General features: G+C 39.9%; 14 protein-coding genes. 11 read left to right on the forward strand and 3 right to left on the reverse strand.

From position 1 onward, the window contains the following. The first annotated feature begins 101 nt into the window (after window positions 1-101). Complete coding sequence (locus FUA48_RS03290; protein WP_240732538.1) at window positions 102-1328, forward strand: MFS transporter; 1227 nt, start codon at window positions 102-104, stop codon at window positions 1326-1328. A 32-nt stretch (window positions 1329-1360) separates the two neighbouring features. Then, window positions 1361-2356 (forward strand): aldo/keto reductase, encoded by a 996-nt coding sequence (locus FUA48_RS03295; protein WP_147582128.1) that lies wholly within the window; start codon window positions 1361-1363, stop codon window positions 2354-2356. Window positions 2357-2474: 118 nt separating this feature from the next. On the opposite strand, the gene FUA48_RS03300 is transcribed toward FUA48_RS03295, so the two are convergent. Further along, window positions 2475-4388 carry a M1 family aminopeptidase gene (locus FUA48_RS03300; RefSeq protein ID WP_147582130.1) on the reverse strand — a complete coding sequence of 638 codons (1914 nt, stop codon included), beginning with the start codon at window positions 4386-4388 and terminating at the stop codon, window positions 2475-2477. A 145-nt stretch (window positions 4389-4533) separates the two neighbouring features. Between FUA48_RS03300 and serS the strand changes: the two genes are divergently transcribed. The 7 genes from serS to mgtE all read left to right on the forward strand — a co-directional run bounded on the left by serS (window position 4534) and on the right by mgtE (window position 11695). Continuing rightward, entirely contained in the window at window positions 4534-5805 is a 1272-nt protein-coding gene (serS, locus tag FUA48_RS03305) for a serine--tRNA ligase (RefSeq protein WP_147582131.1), read from the forward strand. Between the two features lie 197 nt (window positions 5806-6002). After that, entirely contained in the window at window positions 6003-6542 is a 540-nt protein-coding gene (locus FUA48_RS03310; RefSeq protein WP_147582133.1) for a hypothetical protein, read from the forward strand. Between the two features lie 101 nt (window positions 6543-6643). After that, window positions 6644-7357 carry a hypothetical protein gene (locus FUA48_RS03315; RefSeq protein ID WP_147582135.1) on the forward strand — a complete coding sequence of 238 codons (714 nt, stop codon included), beginning with the start codon at window positions 6644-6646 and terminating at the stop codon, window positions 7355-7357. A gap of 1 nt (window position 7358) precedes the next feature. Further along, window positions 7359-9134, forward strand: coding sequence for a tetratricopeptide repeat protein (locus FUA48_RS03320; RefSeq protein ID WP_147582137.1), 1776 nt, complete (start codon window positions 7359-7361; stop codon window positions 9132-9134). Between the two features lie 66 nt (window positions 9135-9200). Beyond that, window positions 9201-9521, forward strand: coding sequence for a DUF4286 family protein (locus tag FUA48_RS03325; protein WP_147582139.1), 321 nt, complete (start codon window positions 9201-9203; stop codon window positions 9519-9521). A 52-nt stretch (window positions 9522-9573) separates the two neighbouring features. Continuing rightward, window positions 9574-10353 carry a 16S rRNA (adenine(1518)-N(6)/adenine(1519)-N(6))-dimethyltransferase RsmA gene (rsmA, locus tag FUA48_RS03330; protein ID WP_147582141.1) on the forward strand — a complete coding sequence of 260 codons (780 nt, stop codon included), beginning with the start codon at window positions 9574-9576 and terminating at the stop codon, window positions 10351-10353. Continuing rightward, window positions 10343-11695 carry a magnesium transporter gene (mgtE, locus tag FUA48_RS03335; protein WP_147582143.1) on the forward strand — a complete coding sequence of 451 codons (1353 nt, stop codon included), beginning with the start codon at window positions 10343-10345 and terminating at the stop codon, window positions 11693-11695. Before rsmA ends, mgtE begins: the two co-directional genes overlap by 11 nt. Here mgtE and FUA48_RS03340 read toward each other — a convergent pair. After that, the gene (locus FUA48_RS03340; protein WP_147582145.1) at window positions 11692-12624 is read right to left on the reverse strand and encodes a hypothetical protein; all 933 of its coding nucleotides are present in this window, start codon (window positions 12622-12624) and stop codon (window positions 11692-11694) included. The genes mgtE and FUA48_RS03340 overlap by 4 nt on opposite strands. Before the next feature lie 30 nt (window positions 12625-12654). Here FUA48_RS03340 and FUA48_RS03345 point away from each other — a divergent pair, with 30 nt between their 5' ends. Next, entirely contained in the window at window positions 12655-13176 is a 522-nt protein-coding gene (locus tag FUA48_RS03345) for a nuclear transport factor 2 family protein (protein WP_147582146.1), read from the forward strand. A gap of 109 nt (window positions 13177-13285) precedes the next feature. Here FUA48_RS03345 and FUA48_RS03350 read toward each other — a convergent pair whose 3' ends face one another. Beyond that, window positions 13286-14233, reverse strand: coding sequence for an L-threonine 3-dehydrogenase (locus tag FUA48_RS03350; RefSeq protein ID WP_129750450.1), 948 nt, complete (start codon window positions 14231-14233; stop codon window positions 13286-13288). Between the two features lie 219 nt (window positions 14234-14452). On the opposite strand from FUA48_RS03350, the gene FUA48_RS03355 reads away from it, so the two are divergent. Further along, window positions 14453-15142, forward strand: coding sequence for a hypothetical protein (locus FUA48_RS03355; protein WP_147582148.1), 690 nt, complete (start codon window positions 14453-14455; stop codon window positions 15140-15142). Window positions 15143-15150: the final 8 nt, after the last annotated feature.

The following is a 15150-nucleotide window of genomic DNA, read 5'->3' on the forward strand; positions in this document are numbered from 1 at the left end:
ATGATAAAATTGTACAACTCAAAATAAAAGGTATTATCTAATTTTAAGCTCTAAAAAAGTCTTATTAAAACATCTATGTTTAAACAAATAACCTTTCAGCATTGGAAGTAAAGCGTGACGATATGGCAACAGGCGTACTGCAATATAAAAAGCAGTATAAGGATGTAAAAGTCTCTTATCTAAAAAGGGTACGATGGGCCGTATCGCTGTATTACTTTTCTATGGGCCTTTGTTTTGCCACATGGGCAAGCCGTATACCTGATATTAAGACATCCCTTGGCCTGTCTGAAGCCGATTTGGGTACCGTATTGTTTGCCATTCCGTTTGGGCAGCTGTTTATCATGCCTTTCTCAGGAAGGCTTGCCTCAAAGTACGGAAGCCATAAAACAGCCGTAATAGGTATAAGCCTATATGTTATAAGTCTTACCACCTTAGGTTTGGGTACAGAACGCTGGCATTTGCTGTTAGCCCTGTTCTTTTTTGGTATGTGCAGTAACCTTACCAATATCTCGGTAAACACTCAGGGCATTTATGCCGAAGGGCTTTACAAGCGCGCAATCATGTCATCTTTTCACGGGGCATGGAGTATCGCCGGTTTTACCGGGGCAGTAATAAGTCTGGGAATGACAGCACTGCATTTAAGTCCTTTAGTGCATTTCATTATAGTGTCATCTGTTTTACTTATTGTTGTAGCCACTAACTTTAAATATCTTGTAAGGGTTAAAAATAAACCTACAGAACAAACTAAGAAAAAAGGCTTCCCCAAGCTTAACCCTACACTTATGTGGCTGGGCGTTATAGGCTTTTGCTGTATGCTTAGTGAAGGTATTATGTTTGACTGGAGCGGAGTGTATTTTAAAGACGTTGTAAAAGCACCTGCAAGTCTGGTAGTTTTAGGCTATACTTCATTTATGCTTATGATGGCTACAGGCCGTTTTTTAGGCGACCGGGTAGTCCAGCGTTTTGGGCGTAAAAAGGTATTACAGGTAAGCGGCTGCCTTATTTCGGTAGGGTTATTAAGCGCCGTTTTACTTCCTTATATAGTAACTGCTGCCCTCTCATTTATGCTTGTGGGGATAGGTGTTTCTACAATTGTACCAACGGTTTACAGCCTTGCGGGGCGCACTCCCGATATTGCTCCCAGTATAGCACTTACCATGGTATCGAGCATCAGCTTTTTAGGGTTTATGTTAGGCCCTCCGGTTATTGGTTATATTGCCGAAGCATTCGGACTTAAAATTTCTTTTGCGATAATCGGTATCTTTGGGTTTGGTATTACCATAATGGTAACGAGAATCAAATCCATAGGTCACCTTTTTATCCGATAAATCAATTAATAATAAAAACATTCAGCTAAAAAATGGAATACAGAAAAATAGGAAACTCTGACTTAAAATTATCAGCAATAACTTTTGGCGCATGGGCTGCCGGAGGATGGATGTGGGGTGGCACCGAGCGTAAAGATGCCATACATGCCATTCAGGCTTCTTATGACGAAGGTGTAACTTCTATAGACACCGCGCCCATTTACGGGCAGGGCGACAGCGAAGAGATTGTTGCCGAAGCTGTTCAGGGTATTTCCCGCGACAAAGTAGAGATCATTACAAAATATGGTATGCGTTGGGATCTGGCTAAAGGTGACTTTGCCATGAGCAGCAAAAACAATTTGGGTCAGGATATCGATATTTATAAATATGCCGGAAAGGAAAGCATAATCAAAGAGTGTGAAGACAGCCTTAGAAGGTTAAAGACCGACTATATTGACCTCTACCAAATACACTGGCCGGACAGCACTACTCCTATCCAGGAAAGTATGAAAGCGGTTGCCCAACTTATAAAAGAAGGTAAAGTACGCCATGCAGGAGTTTGTAATTACAATGCAGCACAGGTTCAGGAAGCTGATAAATATGTAAACATAGTATCAGACCAGGTGCCTTACAGTATGGTTAAACGTGATATAGAAAGGGAGCTTATTCCTTATACTATTGAGTCAGCCAAATCTATTATTGCCTACAGCCCGCTGGAACGTGGTCTTTTAACCGGAAAAATGCAGCCGGGACATCAGTTTGAGGAAGGTGACCACCGCGCCAAACTTTACTTCTTTAAAGATGAAAACCTGAAACGTACTAACGAATTCCTTACTAAGATTAAGCCTCTGGCGGATGATAAAAATGCTACGCTTTCTCAGTTAGTATTACGTTGGACAATAGAGCAGCCGGGCATTACCATTGCACTTGCCGGAGCAAGAAATGCACAGCAATCGGTACAAAACGCCAAGGCGATTAACGTAAAACTTAATAAAGAAGAAATAGATTTTATAACCACCGAGCTTAATAAGCTGGAGCTGGTAAAATAAAAAAAAGAGGCTTTCAGCCTCTTTTTTTATCTTTTGTCATTTCGATACAAAGCACAGCGAAGTATTAGAGATTTCTCCCTGCATTTCATTACGGTTCGAAATGACAGCTATGCACTTTTTATTCCTTTATAAATTTAAGGGTTGCTTTACCCCCGTTTGTTATCAGGTTTATAAAATGGATTCCCGGTGAAAGCTGCGACACATTCCATTGTGTTTGCGGGCCTGTTTCCATTTCCCTTTGCCCTAACACATTATAAAATACTGCTTTTTGTATGGTTGCATTTTGTGGCAGGGTAATATGTAATTCATCCTTAACAGGATTAGGATACAGCTTTACCTGAGAAAGGTTAAACTGTGGCCTGCTTAAAAACGCGCTGTTAGAACAGATGATATCTTTTTCAGGATCAAATTCAAATCCGGCAACGGCAAAAGGTACATTGACCGTAAATTCCTGTCCACTGAAGGTATTGTCCAGTAGTACATCAAAAGTTTCGCCTTCGCTGCTTAGCAGCCTTACTTTTACAGGCATTTCAAAAAAGTCAACCGAATTATGCGACTGCTGTTGGTTAATAGTAATCTTTGCCTGTCCGCCACCTAAATCCTGTGTTGTAACATCATAAATAGGATAACCCTGATTGTACACCCAGTCGTTAAAAAACTCTGTCAGGTCCATTCCCGAGGCAGCTTCAAGGTGCGCCTGTAAATCGGGTGTGGTAGCATAGCTGTAGGCCAGTGCTTCATCATCAAGATAATTACGTATTCCCTCAAAAAAATCCTCATCACCTAATACATAACGAAGCATGCTCACTACCATAGCCCCTTTATTATAACTAAGCCTGCTACTAAAAATACGCCCTACATCATTAAGCTGGCTTTCCGGTATGTAAACACTGCCACCCGGTGCCGAGGTAATGTTTATTATTCTTTCCCCTTTCCAGTTTACAAAACTAAAATCGCCATCAAGCTCTTTTATAACAAGGCCCGAAAGGTAAGTAGCAAAACCTTCGTTAAGCCATATATCGCTCCATGATCCGCAGGTAACCTTATCTCCAAACCACTGATGCCCCAATTCGTGGGCTATGAGGTTCCTTCCGAAGTTTACCATAAACGATACTGTGGTATGCTCCATACCCCCGTTTATGTTGCATTGGGCATGACCATACTTTTCATTAGAAAAAGGATAGGTTTCAAACAGGTTTTCAAACAGGCTCATAATAGCCGGTGTTACGGCAAGCTGCTGTTGGGCAGTTTCAAAATTCTCCGGATAGATATAGTTCACTATCGGAAAAGTATTAGGAGCCGTACCCGCCTGTTGAGTATAGATACTGTACTCGGTAACTGCAATGGCAATAAGGTATGCCGGAATAGGGTATTCGTGCTTAAAATGTGTTGTTTTAAATCCTCCGCCATCCAGTTCCTGTGACTGCTCTACACCGTTAGAAACACTGGTATATTGTTGTGGAGCCGTTATATACACATCTATACTGTCTATCTTATCATTAAGATCCTGCTTGCATGGCCACCAGTCTTTTGCTCCATAGGGTTCAGACAACGTACTCATTACAGGTATCCCATTGTGTGTGGAAAGGTTAAAAGCCTCTTCCTGTGTGGAAGGTGATCCCGAATAGTTTATGGTAACCGTACCTTCCTCTCCCTGTAGCTGTAGCTGTGGAAGGGTTATTACAAGTTCATTCCCACCCTGGGTAAAGCTAAGGTTGGTATTGCCCTGCTTAACCGAGCTTACCGAAAGCTGACTTGTAAGATCGAAAGTAATGGTCGTCATATCCTCCAGTGCAATATAATTTGTGGTTACACTGCCTGTTATAAAAAACACAGCAGGGTCTACCGTAAATTCAAGCCTGTGGTAGGTAATGTCATAATTTTGGGTATCAGGATTTGTAGAAAGATCCTTTAGTGTAAAAGCCGATTTCATTTCGGCTTCGGCAATCTGTTGTATCTCTGTATCAGAGCCTTGAGAAAAGGCCGTAAAAAAGGCAAGTAATCCTAAAACAGTAAGTATATTTCTTCTCATTAAAGCTATTTTTTTCAAATGTAAACAGAAAAACCTGTTTTTTAGCGCCTTAATTCTTAAAAAACCATACTTTAAACTTTGGTTAGGCACGGGTATTAATTAAAACAATTCATTAAATTTGCTCACTTTATAAAAAACCATATCCATGTTACAGACAGTATTTATCAGAGAAAACAGAGAGAAAGTAATTGAGGCTTTGGGCAAAAGGAACATTGATGCTACCGAAATGGTAGATGAGGTAATTGCCCTTGATGAAAAAAGAAGGTCTACCCAGGTAGAGCTTGATACTGTTTTATCGGAATCCAACAAGCTATCTAAAGACATTGGAGAAATGATGAAGGCAGGCGAAAAAGAAAAAGCATTGCTTTTAAAAGAAAAAACAGGCCAGCTTAAAGAGCAGAGTAAAGAACTTAGCGAAGAGCTTAATAAAGTTTCGGATGAACTGCTACAGGTACTTTACAAACTGCCTAACCTACCGGCAGATATTGTTCCTGCAGGTAAAACCCCTGAGGATAACCTTGAGGTACACCGCGAAGGTGATATCCCTCAGCTTTTTGAAGGTGCCCTGCCACACTGGGAACTGGCTAAAAAATATGACATTATCGATTTTGAATTAGGTAACAAGATTGCCGGAGCAGGCTTCCCTGTATACAAAGGTAAGGGAGCAAGGCTGCAACGTGCGCTTATTACTTATTTCCTAGACAAAAATACAGATGCAGGCTACAAAGAGTATCAGGTACCTCACCTTGTTAACGAGGCATCAGGATACGGTACAGGCCAGCTTCCAGACAAAGAAGGCCAAATGTACCATGTAGGCCTTGACGATATGTACCTTATCCCTACGGCTGAGGTTCCGGTAACTAACTTTTTCCGTGATGTTATCATCCCTGAAAATGAACTTCCGGTACTTTGTACAGCATATACTCCGTGTTTTAGGAGAGAAGCGGGATCTTATGGTGCACACGTTCGCGGACTTAACCGCCTTCACCAGTTTGACAAGGTAGAGATTGTTCGTGTAGAGCACCCTGACAACAGCTATGCAGCGCTGGATGGCATGGTAGAGCACGTAAAAACACTTTTACAGGAATTAAAGCTTCCATACAGGATCTTAAGATTATGTGGTGGCGACATGGGCTTTACATCGGCACTTACTTATGATTTTGAAGTATTCTCAACTGCTCAGGACCGTTGGCTGGAAATCAGCTCGGTTTCTAACTTTGAGACCTTCCAGGCAAACAGGCTAAAGCTTCGTTTCCGTGATAAGGACAACAAAAACCATTTGGCACACACCCTTAACGGAAGCTCACTGGCATTACCAAGGGTACTTGCGGGTATACTTGAAAATTACCAGACTCCTGAGGGTATTGTGGTTCCGGAAGTTTTACGCCCATACACTGGTTTTGATATTATAAATTAGTAAATTTATTACTATACCAAAACGCGGATAATGCTAAACCAGGTATTATCCGCGTTTTTTATTATAGCTTTCAAAAAACATAGCTTTACCGTAAACATGGTATCAAAACATTCAAGAATTGTACATAATATTACTAATGATTATTTTTCAGTCTGTTTTCATGTAATTGTTTCAAATTAAGCTAAACCAATAAAACCATGAGCAAAACAATTCATTTAATCATAATAATCATTCTGGCTTTTTCAACTCTTACTTTCTGTTCTGCTAAATTCACTCAAAAGAAAGTAGAGTCTGAAAAATTGATTGAAAAAATAGAACTGATGGAAATTATTTATAAAGATGAACTTAATCAGTTACTAGGAACAAACTTATTTAAAAAATATAACGATAAGTTTATAGGAGTAGTAGGTGGCAAAGTCAGTAACAACCTCTGCGCAGGAGTTATTGAGGGCATTAGGAATGATACAATATTTAACATATCATTCATGAGCAGAGATAATGATTTGCTTATGGTAAAAGAATTCCCAAAATCAACTTTTTATTACAAAGATGAAGCGATTATTGAGGAATACATTATAGGACGAACGTATGCAGCTTGGATAAACGACTCCTGTATTTCTATAAATTTTGAGAAAATCCATCCGATAAAAATTGATACAATGAAGAATAAATTTAGTTATCATCAATGTAAAATTGAGAATCACGATTTTTTTCAAGCCTGTAATTATTCAAAATAAATTGCCGGCAACGCTAAAGTTCACTTTACTAATCATGCCCTGTAACCAAAAGCTCAGTATATATATTTAATTAGTAAATTTGTTACTATACCATTATTGCTATGAAAAAACCGTTTGCCTTTATCGCTCTTCTGGCATCAGCCATAGCATTTGCACAAAGTGCGGGTCCTGTTATACCCCAACAGGGTAAAACTACAGAAGATTTTGTTCCTAAAGGCTGGAAAATTATCTCCTCTGCATCCGGTGACCTTAATAAGGATAAGGCGGAGGACATAGCAATGGTGATTGAAAATACCGACTCAGCCAACTTTGTTACTAATGAAAATTTTGGCTCACAAATACTGAATCTAAATCCGCGTTATCTTCTTATCCTGTTTAAGGATAAAAAAGGTTATATACTCAATACCCTGAACAAAAGTTTTATCCCTTCGCAAAACGACATAGAGTCTCCCTGCCTGGAAGACCCTCTTGCAGAAGCCGAAGAAATGTCAATTACAAAAGGAGTGCTTAGCATAAACTTCCATACCTGGATGTCCTGCGGCAGTTATGGGATAAGCAGAGAAACATTTAGGTTACGCTATCAGGATAACAGGTTTGTGCTAATAGGCTATGACTTGTGGGAGTCCAGTAGGAACATTGGCGACATTACCGAAGTAAGTATTAATTTCCTTACGGGTAAAAAGAGTACAACGACAGGAGAAAAATTATTTGATGACAATGACAACAGTTTAATTCAAACTACCTGGGAAGACATAGAAACAAATGAATTGATTAACTTAGCAAACCTGAAGTGGCCCAACGAAATTGAATTTTGATATGAAAAAAGTATTTGCCCTTATAGCCTTTATGTGGTCGGTTGCGGTGCTTGCACAAAACGAGCAGCTGGCACAAAACTATTTTGAAAAAGGCGAGTTTGAAAAAGCACTGGTTATCTATCAGGACCTTGATGCAAGGCATCAAAATAATACTTTTTTTATTCAGAAGATCATTGCCTGCTACCAGCAGCTGCAACAATATGGCGAAGCCGAAAAGCTTATTAACGAAAAACTTAAAAGCACCGAAAAACCTTACCTGTATGTAGAGCTTGGCTACAACTATCAGTTACAGGGCGATAAGGAAAAGGCCGAAAAGAATTATAACAAAGCAATAGAAACCGTAGCACAAAACCCTTCAAACGTTTATGCCGTAGCTTCAACTTTTGAACAGAAGGTACAGGTAGAAAAAGCACTTGAAGCTTACGAGACAGCCACCTCTATAAACAAAAGCCTGAATTTTGATTACCAAATGGCATTACTACAGGGACAGTTAGGTAATATAGACCTGATGATAGAGCGACTGCTTAGCTACTCTTATAACAACAAACAGTCTTTGCCTGTTGTACAAAATCAGCTTTCCCGATTCATGAATGAGGAGAGCAACACTTTTAATACCTCTCTGCGCAAAGCACTCCTTGTAAATACCCAGAAAAACCAGGATATCTTTTGGAATCACTTCTTAAGCTGGTTTTATGTTCAGGAAAAAGATTATAGTAAAGCGTTTATTCAGGAAAAGGCCATTTTTAAACGTGACCCCGATACCTTTAACAATATTGTTATACTGGCAAGGGTAGCAGCCGATGAAAACGAAACGGAAACCGCACGCGAGATATATGGCTTTGTACTTGAAAACACAACAGACCCTGACCTGCTGTTACAGGCACATGAATATCTTATTACGGCAGATATAAAAGACGGTACCGAGAAAGAATACCCTGCCATAGAGCAGCGCATAAACAACCTGCTTACAGAATATGGTACCGGACCTACAACATTGGACCTGCAGATTCTTAAAGCTGACTTTGAAGCTTTTCATTTAAAAAACACGCAGGCCGGTATAAATACGCTTAACACCACACTGGACCAACAGCTTAACCGTTACCAGAAAGCCAAAGTAAAAATGAAGCTTTCGGATATATTACTGCTGGATGAGAAATTCAATCAGGCAATTATTTATTATGCCCAAATTGAAGACGATCTCAAAAATGATGCGGTAGCACACGAAGCCAGTCTTAAAGTAGCCAAGGCAAGTTATTTTAAAGGTGATTTTGAGTGGGCACAAAAACAGCTCAAGGTTCTTAAGTCGTCATCATCGCAGTTAATTGCCAACGATGCCTTAGAGCTTTACCTGCTTATAATTGATAATACTGTAGAAGACAGCACCCAAACAGCCCTTAAAAAGTTTGCCCGTGCCGACTTTAAACTATACCAAAACAAAAAGACCGAAGCTCTAGATGCCTACAAGGATATACTGGCAAACGACAAGACACAAAGCATTCAGGATGTTACCCTGCTTCGCATAGGCAGGCTGTATGAAGAACAAAAACAATATGACCTTGCCCTGCAATACTACAAGCAGATTATAGACAATTATGCCGATGGCATTTATGTCGATGAGGCACTATTCTATTCGGCAGAGATATATAACAAACAGCTTGAAGATACCGGTAAGGCCATGCCTTTGTATGAAAAGGTGATTTTTAATCATCAGGACAGTATCCATTTTGTGGAGGCCAGAAAACAATACAGGCAGCTTAGGGGTGATGCAAACAGCTAATTAAATTGTACCTTTGCATCGGTTGTTCCAAATAACCGGTTTAACGAATTACCAAATTTACATTTCATGATAATATATAACGTAACAATAAATATAGACGATACCGTACACGACCAATGGCTTAGCTGGATGAAGGACAAACACATACCGGAAGTACTTGCTACCGGAAAGTTTGTGAAAGCTAAAATGGTTAAGGTACTTATCGTTGAGGAAATGGGTGGTACTACCTATTCTATACAGTACTTTGCAGAGAACAAACAGATGCTGGAAAGGTATTATCAGGAAGATGCACCTAAATTAAGGGAAGAAGGCCTAAGGCTTTTTGGTGACAAAATGCTTGCTTTCAGAACCGAACTGGAACTGTTACACGAGTTTAAACGCAATTAGCAACAACGCTGCCTGAAGCCTGTAGTGCTGCAGGCCTATATTTTTAATGACGATGGATAAAGTAAAAGCAAAAAAACATCTTGGGCAGCACTTCCTTACGGACGAAAGCATTGCTAAAGACATAGCCGATACCCTCTCCCTTGAGGGTTATAATAAAATACTGGAAATAGGCCCCGGTATGGGGGTACTAACCAAATACCTTTTGGAGAAACCCATAGAAACGTATGTAATTGAGATTGACAACGAATCGGTTGAGTATCTTAATGCACACTATTTTAAGTTACACGGCAAGATTATATCTCAGGATTTTTTAAGATATAATATTGCTAAAGATTTTGGTGATGAGCAGTTTGCCATTATCGGTAATTTCCCTTATAATATCTCAACACAAATTGTTTTCCGTACTCTGGAAATGAGAGACAGAATTCCTGAATTTGCCGGGATGTTTCAAAAAGAGGTAGCCGAACGCGTTTGCGAGAAAAAAGGCAGCAAAACCTATGGTATCCTTTCGGTACTTACACAGGCTTTTTATGATGCTGAATATCTGTTTACCGTCCCGGAGCATGTGTTTAACCCGCCACCAAAGGTAAAGTCGGGCGTACTGCGCCTGCGTCGAAAAGAAAACTACCACCTTCCGGTAGACGAAAGGCTTTTCTTTAATGTGGTGAAAACCGCCTTTAACCAGCGCAGAAAAACGCTTCGTAACAGTTTAAAAACATTCAACCTTTCTGATAATTTAAAGGAAGATAGTATCTTTGACCTTCGTCCGGAGCAACTGTCTACGGAAGAATTTATTGAATTAACAAAAAAAATAGCGGCCAATGGAGTTTAAAATCAGCAGGGATTTTATTGCTCAGATCGAGCAACTGATAAGTGAGAACCGTGAAAAGGAACTACAGGACCTTCTTCATGATCTCCACTATGCTGATATCGCCGAAATTATGGGCGACCTCGATGACTCCGAGGCTATTTATATATTCCACATACTCGACAGCGAAAAAACAGCCGAGATACTTCTTGAGCTGGATGAAGAGGTAAGGGAAAAGATTCTTCGTGAACTTTCGCCAAAGGAAATTGCCGAAGAGCTTGACGAACTTAGTACCGATGATGCTGCCGATATTATTGCCGAATTACCGCAGGAAAGAAAAGAAGAGGTAATCTCTGAACTTGTAGACGTTGAGCACGCGAAGGACATTGTAGATCTTTTGCGTTATGACGAAGACAGTGCCGGTGGTTTGATGGGTAAGGAGCTTGTAAAGGTTAACGAGAACTGGAACGTCCTTACCTGTGTAAAAGAAATGAGGGAACAGGCTGCCAATGTGCAGCGTGTACACTCCATATATGTGGTAGATGATGAAAACAGGTTAAAAGGAAGGCTTTCCTTAAAAGACCTCTTAACTACTTCTACCAAAACACCTATTAGTGAAGTTTATATCCCTAAAGTGGATTTTGTTAAGGTTGACACTCCCGATGTGGAGGTAGCCCGTATAATGCAAAAGTATGACCTGGAAGCAATTCCGGTTGTGGATGAGCTGGGCAGGCTCGTGGGCCGTATTACCATTGATGACATCGTAGACGTTATTAAGGAAGAGGCCGACAAGGATTATCAGCTGGCAGCAGGTATCTCGCAGGACGTTGAAGCCGATGACAGCATAATCGAACTTACCCGCGCGAGACTGCCGTGGCTCGTTCTTGCCCTTTTGGGAGGATTTATTACCGTTAAAGTAATGGGACTTTTTGATGCCGCTATGAAACACCACGGTGATCTTTTTTATTTTACCCCGCTTATTGCCGCTATGGCAGGTAATGTAGGAGTACAGTCGTCCGCTATTATCGTTCAGGGTCTTGCTAATAACACAATTAGCGGCTCTCTTTTTGGCAGGCTTATTAAAGAGGTTTCCCTAAGTTTGCTTAACGGTACCATACTTGCCATAATCTTAATCCTCGGAAGCCATTTCCTTTTAGATGTAGATTATGATTTAGGCCTAACCGTAAGTATATCGCTGGTTTCGGTTATTATTATAGCCTCACTTATAGGTACGTTTATACCTATCCTTTTAAACAAAGTAGGTGTTGACCCCGCTTTGGCTACGGGTCCATTTATTACAACCAGTAATGATATTTGCGGTATCCTTATTTATTTTACTATTGCCAGGGCAATATTAGGGTTTTAATTATAAAAAACTGTAAACCGGTTTAAAACACCGTCTTTTATCCAATAACTTACAGAACCTTTATCTTCACTAAAAAGTAGCCAGTGTAACTGCTCTTTTTTGTAGTCTTCATAACTCTCAGAACATATCGCATTAAACGACATTGATTCAGGATACTTTTCTGAAAACAATTCCTGTTTGCTCCCTATAGACAAACCATCTATTTCCCATCCCGAATCAGGGTTATTAATATCAACACTTATCAGCTTAGTATCATCTTCAAAGGTATAGATATCTCCGTTTAAGCTGTACACAAACTCCTTACTGCCATAGTTATTCACTTTATCAACAAGGGTTAGTTTTCCAAATTGTTTTTCAAACTCATACTTGGTATGCCCCTCAAGGTTTTTTCCTTTAAATAAAGCTATACCGGGGTTCTCTGTTGGAAAATCAACCATCCTCATCCCCTTAACATCTCTTGTGAAATCAAACTCAAAAAACTCTTTTAAAGTTCCTGTAAGTGACTTTTTAAACACACCTTTTTCATCAATATAAGCTTTTGTTATTTCAGGAAAAACAATACGATTATTATCAGCTGTTGTAAAAAGAGTATCCCTAAACTCTTCCTTCTCTACCACAATCATATTATGGATCATATCCCCTGCTCCTATAACGCCATAGTTATTGCCACAACCATGTGGCACTTCACTCCACTCCTTAGCTTTCTTTTTTAATGAAAGTAATCTTTCTGCAAGTTTTTCATCATCAGATTCCGCCATTACATAACATGAAAACCCTTTAAAACCTAACTTCCTGTATTCCTCTACGTATATCTTTACAGAGCAGGGCCCGTCATCATCTTCAATAAGGAGTCTGTAAGCCGTAATTTTTGCCTGTTGTGAAAAACAGGCTGTATAACTAAAAAGCAGTATAAGGTAAAGGTGTCTCATTTAATTACTATTTTTACTTAAAACGTAAACATGAAAAAATTATTTCTGTTCCTTTCGGTACTATCCATAGGAACAACACTACTTATACAAAACAATACCACTGTAAATCCGGAAAAAGAAACAGCCGTTATCAATCAGCTATTAGACGATTGGCATAAAGCTGCTGCGAATACCGACTATAACGGATACTTTGGCAAAATAGCCGATGACGGTAGGTACATAGGTACCGATGCTGCCGAAAACTGGGACAAAAAAGCATTTGAGGCTTTCTCCAAACCTTATTTTGATAAAGGCCGTGCCTGGGATTTCAAGCCCGTTGAGCGCAACATATACTTCAGTAAAAACGGTAAAGTCGCTTGGTTTGACGAATTACTGGATACCTGGATGAAAGGATGCCGTGGGTCTGGCGTACTGGAAAAGGAAGGAAAGGAATGGAAAATTAAGCACTATGTACTTTCCATGACCGTACCTAATGAGGTAACCCAAGAGGTTATTCCTTTAAAAGCAAAATATGAGGATGCTTATATAGAGAAACTGAAAGAGAAAAAGTAACTGCAATATATTCTGTCATTTCGATACGCAGCATTGCGAAGTGAGAAATCTCAGAAGTGAACAGATCAAAGAATAATAAAAAAGTCCCGCCAATGGCGGGACTTTTTTATTATTCTGCTTTTGCACTTAAATGCTCTAACATATCTGTTGTCATGGCATCAAGGTCAAACTCGTGTTTCCAGTTCCAGTCTTGTCTTGCACTGCTGTCGTCAATACTTTGCGGCCAGCTGTCGGCTATCTTTTGGCGGAAATCCGGCTCATAAGAGATGGTGAAATCCGGCATGTGTTTTTGTATCGCCTGAGTAATTTCTTTCGGTGTAAAGTCCATTGCCGAAAGGTTGTAAGACGATCTTATTTTTATGTCTTCGGCAGGAGCCTGCATAATTTCAACAGTTGCACGGATGGCATCATCCATGTACATCATTGGTAGTCTCGTCTCTTCACTAAGGAAACAGGTATACTCACCGTTCTCTAATGCCTTGTGGTAAATATCTACAGCATAATCAGTAGTACCACCACCCGGAGGTGTAGACCAGCTTATAAGGCCAGGATAACGTATGCTTCTTACATCCACACCGTAAATGTTATGGTAGTACTCACACCATCTTTCGCCCGACTGCTTAGAGATTCCATAAACAGTAGAAGGCTCCATTACGGTATACTGCGGCGTGTTTTGCTTAGGGGTTGTAGGCCCGAAAACCGCAATACTTGAAGGCCAGAATATTTTTTGGATTTTCCCAGCTTTAGCAAGGTTAAGTACATGGAAAAGAGAGTTCATATTTAAATCCCAGGCAAAGGCAGGGTTTTTCTCGGCAGTAGCCGAAAGTAACGCAGCCATCAGGTAAACATCGGTAACATTATATTTCTCGATAGTTTCTTCAACTTGGTTAAAATCAAGGGCGTTAACCACTTCAAAAGGACCCGAAGCCACAAATTCAGCATCACCTTTTCTTACGTCAGAAGCAATTACCTTATCTGTTCCGTATATGCTTCTAAGCTTTTTTGTAAGCTCAGTTCCTATTTGCCCACAGGCGCCAATGATTAAAATCGTACCCATAATTTTAAGTTTAGTGGCTGCAAAGATAGTATTTTACCATTATGAAATCCATTTATTTAACTGGTATATACAACAATCTGTTAAAAGATTGTGATTTACACCCTGCACTCATTACGATATCCCCAAATTAGCCGCGATTTTTATTTAACAGCTATTATTTTTTAGGGCTGCGGGTAAATTGGCCTAACATTTGTAAATTTGCTTTGCAATAAAAACACTATGAAGTATTTAAAATTCATTATACTGCTTTGCCTTCCGGCTCTTATGCTATCATGCAATGATGATGAACAGGTTAGGGCTGCCGAAGCGCTTAGGGCACAAAAATATAATGACTCCATTTTAACGATAATAAACCAAAACTGGAAATTCAACATTCCTCCCGTTACGCCAAAAGTAAAGGCAAAAATAGACGGGTGGAACGAATGGCAACAGTTTAAGGCCGAACTGGCCGATAAGCCTACCGGTTCGCTTAACGCATACAGGGGAAAGGTTAAAGCCATTGCCGAAAAAGCAGAAGAGCTTAACAAAACCATCCCTCCTTTTTTCAATCAGCCGCAAATGCGCAGCCGCCTTGGGGTCTTAATGACTAAAGTACGATCGCTATACACTTATATTGACCTTACCGTAGTGCAGGAAAAAAAGGTGATTCAGTACATTAAGGAAATCTCTAAAGAAACCACATCGATACAAAACCAAATGGACGAAATGGTGCGCTTTAGTGAAATCCCTATGGAAAAAGGCGAAGAAGAACTGCTTATGGCTCTTGATACCGTAAGAATGGCCAACCCGGACATGATACCTGAAGCAGAGAAAAAGCCTGCCCCTGCTACGCCTAAAAAAATGGATTCTAAAAAATTAAAGCCTTTTGCTCCTCCTTTAAAGGAATTAAAACCCAAAACTGAAAATTGAAACCGGAA

The organism is Flavobacterium alkalisoli, from assembly GCF_008000935.1.
GTDB classification, from domain to species: domain Bacteria; phylum Bacteroidota; class Bacteroidia; order Flavobacteriales; family Flavobacteriaceae; genus Flavobacterium; species Flavobacterium alkalisoli.